Here is a 12,988-nt window from a genome sequence, read left to right on the forward strand (position 1 = left end):
AAATGAAGATTAAGTGGAGTTGAATCATATGATTATTGGAAGAGAAAAAGAAATAAATGTTTTCCATAAGGCTATGAGTGATGATAAACCGCATTTTATTGCTGTATATGGTCGAAGAAGAATAGGAAAAACCTTTTTGATAAGAGAAGCTTTCAATTACAGATTTACATTTCAGCATGCGGGATTATCTAAGGGAACCTTAGGTGATCAAATTTTTGCGTTTCAAGCATCAATAAAAGATGCAGGTGGCAAACCTAATGAAAAATGCAAAAATTGGCTTGAGGCTTTTGAGGATTTAAAAGATTTAATAAGAGCTTCTCAAGAGAAGAAAAAGATTATTTTTATAGATGAGCTTTCTTGGATGGATACGCAGAATAGTGATTTGCTTGTTGCGTTGGAGCATTTTTGGAATGGTTGGGCTTCAGCGAGAAATGACATAATCCTAATAGTGTGTGCGTCAGCGACCTCTTGGATGCTTTCAAACATAATACATAACAAAGGTGGGCTGTATCATCGATTAACTGAAGAAATCTCATTACCTTCGTTTTCTCTTTCTGAATGTGAGCTGTTTATAAAAGAAAAAGGCCTTGCACTTACAAGAAATCAAATTCTCCAATATTATATGATTTTTGGGGGAGTGCCATTTTATTGGACTTTCTTGGAGAAAGGATTGAGTTTATCGCAAAATATTGACAATATCTTATTCGCAGAAAACGCTCCTTTAAGAGATGAGTTCGAATATCTATATGCATCAATTTTTAGACACCCTGAGATGTATATTAAGATAGTAGAAGCTCTCGGTAAAAAGAAGGTTGGTATGACACGCGAAGAGATTATAAAGGCAGCCAAGTTAAGGAATTCTGGGGAGTTAACAAAGAAGCTTGAAGAATTAGAGAGTTGTGGGTTTATAAGAAAATACTATGCATTTGGTATGAAAAAGAAAAATGCTGTGTATCAGCTTATAGATAATTTTACGCTTTTCTATTACCAATTTATGGAGTTAGAGCCAACAGATGAACATTTTTGGTCACATCAAATAAATACACCTTCTATAAATACCTGGCTTGGCTTGGCATTTGAGAGAGTATGTTTGGAGCATATAAATCAAATTAAGCAAAAATTAGGAATAAGTGGTGTAAAAACAGATATTAATTCTTGGTACACAAAGGAAGATAAGGAACTAGGAATTAACGGATCACAAATTGATTTACTTATTGTCCGAAATGATCAAGTAATAAATCTTTGTGAGATGAAATATTCTAATACTGAATATACGATTATTGAAAAGGATGATAAGAGTATTAAAAATAAGATATCTGATTTGGTAATTGGTACAAAAACCAAGTTCGCAATTTATCCTACTATTATTACTACATATGGTTTAGTAAACAATAGTTATGCAGGAGAGATACAATCCGTGGTAACTATGGATGATATGTTTGCTAATTAATAGCTTTCAACTCCGCTTAATCTATTAAAATAACAAGGATTAAGCGGAGTTGAGTTGTATTATATGGTAAAAACGAAAAATATGTGGAATAAATGCATTTATAAGTAATAACTGCTAAAATAGAAAAAAAATATATGGGGCGTATTAATGTATGGCGGAGAACAAAAGGTTCATCATAGGTGGCTTCGAGTTTGAGACCTACTATGAGTACAGAGCAGCACAGGAAGATGTAAAGAAAATAGAGTGCATCAATGCGGAGCTTGATATCCAAGATCCTGAGGTTGCTTTGCGCCTTTATAACGACATTCGTGATGGTATTATTACGTTCAATAGCCCTATAGGAAAGCAGTATGTAGACCACGTAGCAGATATCGTTGCAAATAAGTCTGCAGGTATGCTTGATGACAGGGAAATCATAGAGGAAGCAGCAGGAAAGGCTAAGAGTTCTAGGCTCTTTGGCCTTATTTTTGTGGGTATTGCAGCAGTATTGATAGTTATCTTTGCTGGAATTGAAATTAAGGAGATAGCTGAGACCAGAAAAATCGCTAAGTTACAGGAAAGTGTCCAAAAAGCATCGAACACTAATAATTCACAAAATAACGTTAAAATTGATAATGAAATTGACGATATAGGTACTGTAGAGGATTCAAATGCGGGTCAGAGTGAGGAAAATAACTCACCTGCCAAAGTCATTGAGGATGATTTGATCAACAGTCCTTGGGATACTCATTATACCGAGGGCGAGCGAGAGATTCTTCCAGAGCTTACAGAACTATATTCGGTAAATCATGATTTGGTAGGAGTTTTAGAGGTGGTAGATACTGATATCAACTATCCAGTTGTCCAGACACCTAATGACCCAGAATATTATCTTCGCAGGGATTTTTATGGTAATGATAGCACAGGCGGCACTTTATTTGTGGACTATCGTTGCGACATATTAAACCCAACCACCAATACAATAATTTACGGACACAATATGCGTAAAGGTACAATGTTTGGTGGCTTAAAGCGATACCTGAATCATGATTATTATCAGGCGCATAAGAAGATAATATTTAAGACTCTTTATGAAGAGCAGGAATATGAAGTTGTAGGAGTAGGATTATCTGAAGTCGGTTATGATGATGACGATACCTACAAATACTACGATTTTATTGATGCCATTACAGGCGCTGAGCTTCAGGAGTTTTTAGATAACATCCAAAGTTTATCTGCATTTGATGAGACTATCGATATTTCAAGTACTGATAAAATATTGACTCTCAGCACGTGTAATACTTATAAGGAAGACGGTAGAATGTTCATCGTAGCAAAGAGAGTCAAGTAGTTGACACTTAAGTTTTTGCCTTGATATTTTGGGTGGGGATGCTATGGTGAAAAAAGGATTTTTTAAAAAGACAGGATGTATTCTAATTAGCGTATCTATTATTCTTGCGGGCTTCACGTTCTTTGGAAGCACAACCTCAGATGCTGGATATGATTCAGGTGCATTTACAGATGATACGGGTAATGCAAGCATTTCAAATGATGAATATGATGATTATATTGATGATTTCAATCTCGTAACCGCTTCAGGAGATTTAAGAGTAGATGATTTTGGCTTGGATGGGTATCATGCTTTAAGCACCGTAATAGTCACAGGAAATCTTAGCGTTGGTAAGTATGCATTTACAGGAGATTATTCATTAAGTGGAATAAATTGTGGTTCTATGAGTAATGCAACTGGAATGGCTTTTGATGGTTGTAGAAATATTTCGTTCTCAATAGGAGATATTTCCGGTGGTTGTTATACAGATGGCGCTGGTGCGTTGTACAATGGCACAACTCTAGTGTGTGTCCCTAGAAGTGTTGGTACCAGTTATACTATAAAATCCGGTACAACTAAAATAGATGAAGGGGCATTTAACAATTGTCTAGTCTCAGAAATAAATTTTGAAGATAATGCAGGTGCAAATCTAATATCTAGTATTGGAGAACAGACAGGATGGCCAAGTGGAGACTTGGTAGTTCATGCGTATGGTTCAAATAAAGACGACGCGAAGACAGTTCATGATTATTTTACTGCATTGAATGGTGTGGCAGGAGAAGTAACAATATTATATGAAACAGGTGGAGGAACAACACCAACTACAGCGCCAACACCTACTAGTGACCCAGGTGTATCACCAACACCTACAGTATCACCTTCAGGAGATCCAGGCGTTACTCCAACACCAACGGTAACACCTACACCAACAGTAACTCCAACACCTACACCACCACCTTCAAATGGTAAGATGTACACAGTTACTGTAGTGGACGAGTTCTACAAGTCTAATATGTCTACCATAACAAAGACTATTACCCGTTCAACAAACAAGTATGTTGACGGATCTTCATATTCATTTAGCCCTGTAAGCTATACTGGTTATTCACATTGGGGCGGAAGAAATGAGTCAGGTGTAGTACACGGTGATATAAAAGTTTACTTCTTTTACAAGCCTTCTGATGGTAAATCAGATGTTGCTACAACAGGAACAAATGGAACTGTTAATAAGACCGGAGAAGGAATTACAGCGAGTGCAGTAGCACAGCAGACTAATAAGTATTTAATCACCAAGGGCGGTGGACAGGTAGTAGCTCAGAGTGGCGGCCCTGTAACAATCGTATGTAACGGTGAATTAAATAAATTGTTATACATTCTTGTGGATGGAAACGTATTAGATAAGGCCAATTATACAGTGGCATCAGGTTCCACAATCCTGACTCTTACAAAGGAATATATTGCAAGTCTCAATCCTGGAGACCACGTAGTACAGTTCCAGTATGATGATGGTTATGCCATGACAGGTCTTAAGATTACAGCTTCTAAGACAACCACAACTGTATCTTATAAAGTTAGCTCAGATGGTTCAATTTCATCTGGTCACACCAAGGATACAACCCCAAAGACAGCGGATGGATTTGATGCCAGATATCTGCTTTGCCTGGCAATCTTCCTTCTTGGAGCGGGTTCGATCCTTATGGGTAGACAGAGAAAGCTGGAAATGATTTTGGCTGAACAGCGAGATGATTATTAAGGTGGAGAAAAATGATTATTGAGACTATTATTTACGTGGCACTGTTAATTGCATTATTTTCAGTATGTGATAATAGCTTATCTAGGAGGTACTATGTCCCTTTAAAGGTGGTATGTAGTGCCTCCTTTTTAGTGATTCTTTGGATTAATCAATGCTTTTCTAATAAGCTTTGGTTGTTGTTCTGGCCGCTTTTAGCATGTTTTGTTGGAGATCTTTTGCTGGGTCTGTTTAATACATACATGCGAAAGCAGTTTATGGTTCTTGGAATCATTGCATTTATGTTAGGTCATGTTGGTCTCCTTAATTACATGTGTCGAATCACAGATGATACCAGCTGGCTCGTATATATATTGCCGATTGCTGTTTGCCTGTTTATGGTATGGATGAAAAAAGCATGGCATCTGCATATGGGTAGATTATTTGTACCTTGTCTTATTTATTGTTACTTTGTGACGACCATGACATTCAAGGCAATAGAATGTGGAATGAGTGGAATGGGCGAGATTGCCTGTGCTGGAGTACTTTTTTTACTCAGTGATTTCACAATTCTCTTTTTGTACTTTTTCCACTTTCCGGACAAAAAAAATAAGAGACTTGTCCACTTCGTAAATCTTGCGACCTACTACATGGCAATTCTCTTATTTATATTTAGCCTATAGGCTATTTAATATAGCTTACAAATACATTACCAAATGATGCGAAATAGTCCGTGGCTTCGGTCATGGACATTTTTGCGTTTGCACCCTTGATAGGATCAAAGTAAATGATTGAGGTGGAATCATAACCGATTATCAGAACGGCTGTATCTTCACCTGTGTACGCATAAACTGGTGTGCCATTACTTACGTAATAAAGAACCTCGGAAAGAGTGGCACCTGTTAAGTCTAAAATGCTGTAATCCTTAAGTGTTTTTGAAAGGATGGAAATAGGTGTCTCACCGTTTTCTAATAGTGTATGTACCTGTACGTTTTCACCTTCATGCACAAGCATTGCTGAAAGTGCTCTTGCTGAACCGCTGGCTTCAAAATCGCTGGAACCAATAGTGATAGGACTAATGGAGGTCTGGTATGCCTTACGGCCACGCTTCCATATATATTTAGGCTCGTTATCGAGGACGATACCCATTTCCTCATCTGCCATGGCGATTGCATCGATAAGGTTATCTGTAGCAAGCTTAACCTTGCTGCCGGCATATACAAAGTACTGAGTTGAGCTGGTAGCAGAGGCAACAGAAATACTGTGGTTTTCATCAGCAAGAACTAAATCAGTAACCTCGTATTTAATCTTGCCCAGCTTTTCACCCTCCTCAAGTGGAGTCATATTTAAAATGACAACCTGCTGTTTTACATCATCTATATCAGTGGTGATAGGAACGGCCTTGTTCTGCTCACCGGCACTGTTTTTGATATTACCCTGGTCAGCCTGAAGGATATTTCCATCAGCATCAAACTGGATGCGGTCGAGATATATAGAATATGATTGAATAGAAACATCAGTAATATAATATCCATTCTTGCTATAGGTCTTTCTAGGACGCTCTGTACCGCTTGTAATATCAGAAATAGTAAGAGAATACATTGGGTAAATTGTGGCTCCTGCACCGTCGGTAGTAATGTCCTTTTCGTAGAGAGTGCCATAGATTAAATCTTCGTCCATAAATGCCAAAGGTCTAAGTAATTGGCCAGATTCAGCTGTAATATCGAAGTTGTTGCCTGTCTCCAAATCCATTACATGAATCTGCTCGGAGATAGTGGCTTTATCCATCCATGCAAGATAACGACGAGAGCCAGATGATGCATATTGGCGGTCATCAAGTCCGGTAAGGAGCTCCTTTGTAGTTAAATCATTAAGATTCATATAAAGAAGAGTTCCGTTTACCATGATATAGAATTCATTGTCCGCTGTCTCATACAAAAGGTCTGAGAAGTTGGCGTTCAATATCTGGAATGAGCTTGTAGATGGAATAAATATCTGCTCAGTAGAGATATTGTTGATTGCATCGTAATGGTAAAGATTGATACCGCAGAAGCCCTCGTGAGGACCTGCATTCATATATCCGTAAACAACGTAATCCATGGTACCAGACTCATCGATATTAAGGATGAGAACCTGGTGCTGATTGTAAGTGGATCTGATATCAGCAGGATTATCAACAAAGCTGAAGATTTCCTTTACCTGACGGTCATTCTGATTATATTGATAAAGGCTGCCGTTCTGAACGAAGGAAACAATAGTACCAGTTTCGTTTGATAGATACTGAACATCAGCATCTGTTATACCAATATTAACCAGATTATCCTTGATAGAGATGGAATTCTCATCAAGAATCTGATTCATGGTACGGTCGTAGGAAAGTAGATAGATGCGGTCTGCAGTGTAGCGGATACGATAATCCTCAGAGCAGGTGTAGTATTCGTTCTTTCCATTATTATCTAAGTTAAGTGTGTAGTCTAAAGTAAGGCTGATATAGTTTGTGCTTATATCAGTGATAGATACATTAGTGTCGCCTGCCTGAGTAGCCTTAAATGTACCATAGGAAACCTGAGAAAGATTTGAGTTTATAGTAACGTGACTCAAATCCTGGTTGGCCATGGAAGGCTTAGGCTCGATATATGTGGCCAAATCAGCGGCATCCTCAGAAAGAGCTGTATTATGGAAGTACTGGGCAAAATCCAGAATCTCTTCCTCATTACAACCTTCTGGCTGCATAATACGGGTATAGTAATAAATCTTATTAGATTTGCTAGTGACGGTAATTACGAGCAGGTATTCTTCATTGGCGTCGATAAGGTTCTCAGCCTGGAAGCTGGCTGTAAGAGTGCCTTTCTTATTTTTATACTTAAGGGCGTTCTTAGAGATATTTCTCTGAGTATCAAGAGACCGTATCTCATATGAAAGACCATCAACAGGATAATCACCCACGTCTATAGATAAGGAAATATTACGTTCTGAATCAAGTGGGATAATAGCATCACGCATGTATGCTGGATCCATCTCAGAGACATAACCGTGCAGCTCAGTGGAAGCATCATTAAGATAATTCACTCTCACAATAGGAAGAGTAGGAGATGCCTGACTAGAGACTTCAACCACTTCAGATACGTTTGTTATTATTTCAAAAAAGATAAGGGATGCCACAAAAACGACGAATAAAATGGCTATTCGCTTAATTATTTTGGTAGGAATCCCCTTTTTGTAGAATTGTAGTTTCATTAAGGACTCGCTTTCTTGCTTAATAAAAAATAAAGTGATATAATCCGTGAGATTAAAACACGTATTAATAATATCATTCTTTTATAGTACTGTCTTGTTAAATTAAGATAGATGAGGTATTTAATATCGGAGGATTCATGAAGAAAGTACTTAAGAAAATAAAAGCCGGGTTTAGTTGGCTTGGAAATAATATAAAGAAGCCTTTCATAAAGCTCGCAAATTCAAAGGCTGTTCAAGGCTATCTCAGCTCTAAGTTCCATAGAACATGGATGATGCTTTGGGATAAATATTCATTTTGGATGCACATTCCACTTTCGCTAATAATAATATTCCTTATGGAGTGGATGTCCCGTCATTCGTTTACAGCTGCATGCACATTCGTTTCAGACCATACAGGTCCTTACCTATTTAATTCTTATTGTGTATTTGTAGCATTATCTATAGTATTTCTTAGCAAGAGAAGAGGCTGGTGGCGAGTATTTATCAGTATGATATTTATAATTCTTGGAATTATAAACTGTGTCATTCTGTTGAATCGAGTATCACCATTTGGATATACAGATTTATATATGATTAGCGACCTGCTTACTATGCAGGATTCTAATTACTTCTCACCTCAGCAGGCTATGCTGGCCATCATTGCATTGATTGTCTACATTATACTAATGATTATCTATGCAGCGCGTGGTCCTAAGAAGCAGGATGGAAAGCCATTCTGGCAGAGATTGATACTTGTTGTTGCTTTATTCGTATCACTTTATCCATCCACTATCCTTCTTAGAAATTCCGGAATCATGACATCATACTTCGGAAACCTTGCACAGGGATACCTTGATTACGGTTATTTATACGGTTTTTCTACTTCAGTTTTAGACAGAGGTATGAATAGACCCTTCGGATATTCAGAAGCTAAAATCGACACTATTCTGGAGAACGATGGAGCATACATCCAGACACTCCAGACAGCAGATGGAACAAGACCTAATATAGTAGTAATCCTCTTGGAGTCATTCTATGATGTATCAGAATGCAAGTTCCTTGAGACAAGCGAGGATCCAATCCCATTTATTCACTCATTGGAGCAGAACTACTCTACTGGACACTGTATCGTGCCTGTAGTTGGTGCTGGTACATGTAACTCAGAGTTCGAAGTTCTTACAGGCCTCAGCTGTAACTTCTTTGGACCAGGTGAGTACCCACAGAAGACTATCCTTAAGGAAGTAGATGTAGAAAGTTATGCCGATGTTCTTAATGAGATTGGTTACACTTCTCATGTAGTTCACAACAATGGTGGTAATTTCTATTCTAGAAAGAACGCATTCTCCCAAATGGGATTTGATACCTTCACATCGAAGGAACTTTTAGATATCACAGAGTACACACCACTCGGCAACTGGCCTACAGATGATATTCTTCTTCAGGCTACACTTGATGCTATGGATACTACAGAGGGTAGTGATTTCATTTACACTATCACAGTAGAGGGACATGGCTCTTATCCAGAGTACGAGGTGGAGAAGGACCCTGAAATCAAGGTTAAAGCCAATGGAAAGACAGAAGGACAGAATTATGCTTGGGAATACTATGTAAACCGTATTCACAACGTAGATGACTTTATTAAGCAGTACATCCAGGCCTTTGATGAGCGTGGTGAGGACACCATCGTAATCATGTTTGGTGACCACCTTCCAACAATGGGTCTTACAAATGACGAAGTAAAAACTGGTGATTTATACAAGACAAAATATTTCACATGGAATAACTTTGGAATGGAAAAGAATGATATGGATCTTACTTCATATCAGCTTGTATCAGAGTATTTAAACAGACTTGGTATCCACAACGGAAATATCAATGGATATCACCAGACAGCAATGGCTGCAGGTAAGAAATACGGCACAGGCGAGTACATGAATGACCTTAGAATGCTTCAGTATGACATCATGTACGGTGACCGCTATACATATAAGGCCGGTAAAGAATACAAGGCTTCTGACATCATTATGGGTGTTAACGAGGTAAACGTAGACAGAGCTTATTTCTTCAATGGAAGGCTTCATATCTACGGTGATGAATTTACTAAATGGTCTAAAGTATTCGTAAATGATGAGCAGGTATCTACAAAGTATGAGTCTGGTCAGGTTATTACGATAAATGCCAAAGATGTTAAGAATGGCGATAAAATTAAAGTGTGCCAGGTAGGTAGTTCAAATACAATCTTCCGTGAATCCAACGAGTACGTGGTCTACGATCCACACTACGTAGAGGAGACTGAGGAAGAGGCAATTGAAGATGGAGAAGCCGAAGCTGATTCAGCTGACTAAGCCCAGAGCCCCTTTTCAAGGGGCTCTTTTTTAATGCCGCCCAGTACAGACCTAGCCCACAGGCCCTTTCAAAATTCACATATCCTGCCCTCTCAAGCTGGGCCTACTGCCACACTGCACATATACAATCCCATAATACTGATTTTCTAAAATACTGCGTGTCGCTTTCTTATTGATATGTGTCTTTTCAATTCTTTGCACTCCTATCAAGAATGTGTGTCATAGATGGACAATAATAAACTAGAATTTCTTCTTACACTCAAACCCAGTAATAATTGCAATGAATATAGTGAGACTCTAGTAGAGCAAAAATGATGTTTGGATTAGCATAGGCACGCTGAGCCATGGACGGCGAAGCGAGCCTGATAGTGAAACGGACTGAACTTGAAGGCGGTGCCTATGCTAACCAAACTCATTTTGTAGCTCTACTTAGGCGAACGATGTTGATATTGCAATTATACTGGGATTTGAGTGTAAGGAAGAATTGAGAGATAAGAATGTCCATCTCTGACACAGCATTCTCTTCGAAGTGCAAAACCAATGAAAAGACACATATAAAAGCTCCACATGCAGTATTAAGAAAATCTAGTATTCTGCTCAAATGTATATGTGCAGTGTGGCAGCAGGCTCAGCTTGGGGCAGGCATAATAAAGGAGTGAGAGGGCCTGTGGGCAAGAGAACAAGAAGAGGGCATTAAAAAAGAGACTCCACATTGTGGAGCCTCTGGGCTTTTTAGTATTCGCCGTTTTTGTAGCGTGTGATGAGCTTTTCGATACGTCCGTATGGGTTGAGGAGCTCTGAGATTGAGCACTCGTGATTAAGAGTATCGATGATGTAAGCGATGTACTTAGACATATCACACTTGATGAAGTAGTCTTTGCTCTGAACTTCTTCTGGAAGGTAAGTGAGGTTTGTAGTAACAACTCTGTAGATGATGCCCTTTTCTACGGCTTCATCGAACTTAGCCATACCATTTGTGAAGAGTCCGAATGTGGCTACTACGAAGATACGCTTAGCATTACGCTTCTTAAGCTCTGTAGCTACATCTATCATTGACTCGCCTGAAGAAATCATATCATCAACGATGATAACGTCCTTACCGGCAACGTCATTTCCAAGGAATTCATGAGCGACGATAGGATTACGTCCATCAACGATGCGGCTGTAATCACGACGCTTGTAGAACATACCAACATTTACACCTAAAACAGATGCCATGTAAACGGCACGCTTTGTACCACCTTCATCTGGCGAGATAATCATAAGATTATCATTATCAAGCTTTAAGTCCTTGCAGTTCTTAAAGATGCCCTTAAGGAACTGGTAAGTAGGTGATACTGTCTCAAAGCTGTGAAGTGGAATCGCATTCTGAACACGTGGGTCGTGAGCATCAAATGTGATGATGTTATCAACACCCATGTTAACGAGTTCCTGAAGTGCCATAGCACAATCAAGGGATTCACGAGCACTTCTACGGTGCTGACGTCCTTCATAAAGGAATGGGATAATTACAGTAATGCGTTTTGCTTTTCCCATAGCTGCTGCGATGATACGCTTTAAGTCACAGAAGATATCATCTGGACTCATGTGGTTCTCATGGCCACAAACAGTGTAAGTAAGACTGTAATTTGTAACATCAACAAGGATGTATAAATCGAGTCCACGAACAGACTGCTTAATAATACCCTTTGCTTCGCCTGAACCGAAACGTGGACAATCAGCATCAACAATGTAGGAATCACTACGGTAACCTGCTAGGGTGATGATAGACTGGTCGCTCTTGCGCTCCTGTCTCCACTGAAGAAGGTAGTCATTAACTCGCTCCGCGATGGCTGTACAGCTCTTGTGTGGAATTAATCCAAGCTCAGCCATAGGTGGTGTGTTTTCCAACACGATTTCATTATTTGGCATTGTTTGCTCCTTGAAAGATATTTTATTTATTTATTCATCATTACTTTCTTAATACGAATATCGTCTCCAATGAGCCTGATGGCATCATAGTATGAAAATACTCGCGAAGTAATTCTTTCACTGTAAGTATCTCTCAACTCTTCGAGAGAAAGGTTTGTGGAAATAACTGTTGATTTGTTTCTGAGCAATCTTTCATTTAAGCACTGAAATAGCTTTGTAATAGTGAAATTATTAGGAAATTCAGTGCCAAGGTCGTCGATGATGAGCAAATCACAATCAAAAATCTGGTCGTGTAAATCCTCTACATTAACGTTCCTTTTGAAAGTCTGATCCTCAAATACTTTGAATAGCTCAGAGGCTGTAAAGTAAATAACAGATATGCCTTCGTCTAATAGAGCCTTAGCTATGCAGTTGGATAGAAAGGTTTTTCCGCAACCAGTCTGTCCAAGCAACATTAAATTACCACCTTTTGTCTTGAAATTCTGCACAAAGTTTTGCGCTCTTTCTAGGGCTATTTGTGCAGTAGCCCTTGCGCTGACGTCGGAATTACCCTCATAGTAATTTTCGTCGTATACATTTAGGTCAAAATAGTCGAAATTCTCCTTTGAAAGGATGTTGCTGATGTTTGACTGTTTATAAACAAGATTGATGGCAGCCTGAGTGAAACAGTGGCAACGTTTTCCATTGATGTAGCCAGTGTCTTTGCAATCAGGGCAATCGTATGGTGGTTCGAGGTAATCAGCTGGGAAACCTGCTGATTCCATAAGATTAATGCGGCGTAACTTTAATTCAGAGAGCTTGCGTCTAGACTCTGCAGCCGCTGTTTGTAAATCGCTGCCATTGAAAATAGCAGTGATAGAAGATACGGAAATCTTTGAAACCTCTTCATCTAACTGTGAAAGAGCAGGAATAGCTGCGTATACTTCGTCAGTACGGTAAGCAACGATTTGATTGTTACGAGCCTGCTTATGGTTGTACTGACGCATAAGAGCATCATACTGTTCGTTAGTTAATGCCATATGTATTCC

At 38.9% G+C, this 12,988-nt stretch carries 8 protein-coding genes; 5 read left to right on the forward strand and 3 right to left on the reverse strand.

Annotation, left to right across the window (positions count from 1 at the left end):
• Positions 1-28 precede the first annotated feature (28 nt).
• The 4 genes from BUA88_RS04275 to BUA88_RS04290 all read left to right on the forward strand — a co-directional run bounded on the left by BUA88_RS04275 (position 29) and on the right by BUA88_RS04290 (position 5,171).
• Positions 29-1,450, forward strand: coding sequence for an AAA family ATPase (locus BUA88_RS04275; RefSeq protein WP_072913169.1), 1,422 nt, complete (start codon positions 29-31; stop codon positions 1,448-1,450).
• Between the two features lie 151 nt (positions 1,451-1,601).
• Positions 1,602-2,780 carry a class B sortase gene (gene srtB / locus BUA88_RS04280; RefSeq protein ID WP_072913172.1) on the forward strand — a complete coding sequence of 393 codons (1,179 nt, stop codon included), beginning with the start codon at positions 1,602-1,604 and terminating at the stop codon, positions 2,778-2,780.
• Between the two features lie 43 nt (positions 2,781-2,823).
• Positions 2,824-4,512 (forward strand): leucine-rich repeat domain-containing protein, encoded by a 1,689-nt coding sequence (locus tag BUA88_RS16325; protein ID WP_072913175.1) that lies wholly within the window; start codon positions 2,824-2,826, stop codon positions 4,510-4,512.
• Between the two features lie 11 nt (positions 4,513-4,523).
• Positions 4,524-5,171, forward strand: coding sequence for a lysoplasmalogenase family protein (locus BUA88_RS04290; RefSeq protein WP_072913178.1), 648 nt, complete (start codon positions 4,524-4,526; stop codon positions 5,169-5,171).
• Between the two features lies 1 nt (position 5,172).
• On the opposite strand, the gene BUA88_RS04295 is transcribed toward BUA88_RS04290, so the two are convergent.
• Positions 5,173-7,725 (reverse strand): hypothetical protein, encoded by a 2,553-nt coding sequence (locus tag BUA88_RS04295; RefSeq protein WP_072913181.1) that lies wholly within the window; start codon positions 7,723-7,725, stop codon positions 5,173-5,175.
• Between the two features lie 137 nt (positions 7,726-7,862).
• On the opposite strand from BUA88_RS04295, the gene BUA88_RS04300 reads away from it, so the two are divergent.
• The gene (locus tag BUA88_RS04300) at positions 7,863-10,049 is read left to right on the forward strand and encodes an LTA synthase family protein (RefSeq protein ID WP_072913184.1); all 2,187 of its coding nucleotides are present in this window, start codon (positions 7,863-7,865) and stop codon (positions 10,047-10,049) included.
• A gap of 732 nt (positions 10,050-10,781) precedes the next feature.
• Here the strand turns inward: BUA88_RS04300 and BUA88_RS04305 are convergent.
• Both BUA88_RS04305 and BUA88_RS04310 read right to left on the reverse strand, forming a co-directional pair.
• On the reverse strand, positions 10,782-11,960 hold the full coding sequence (locus BUA88_RS04305) for a ribose-phosphate pyrophosphokinase (RefSeq protein ID WP_072913187.1): 1,179 nt from the start codon (positions 11,958-11,960) through the stop codon (positions 10,782-10,784).
• Positions 11,961-11,986: 26 nt separating this feature from the next.
• Positions 11,987-12,979: an ATP-binding protein gene (locus BUA88_RS04310; protein WP_072913191.1), complete on the reverse strand. Its 993-nt coding sequence runs from the start codon at positions 12,977-12,979 to the stop codon at positions 11,987-11,989.
• Between the last annotated feature and the right edge of the window lie 9 nt (positions 12,980-12,988).

The sequence above is a fragment of the Pseudobutyrivibrio xylanivorans DSM 14809 genome, from assembly GCF_900141825.1.
In the GTDB taxonomy this organism is placed as follows: domain Bacteria; phylum Bacillota; class Clostridia; order Lachnospirales; family Lachnospiraceae; genus Pseudobutyrivibrio; species Pseudobutyrivibrio xylanivorans.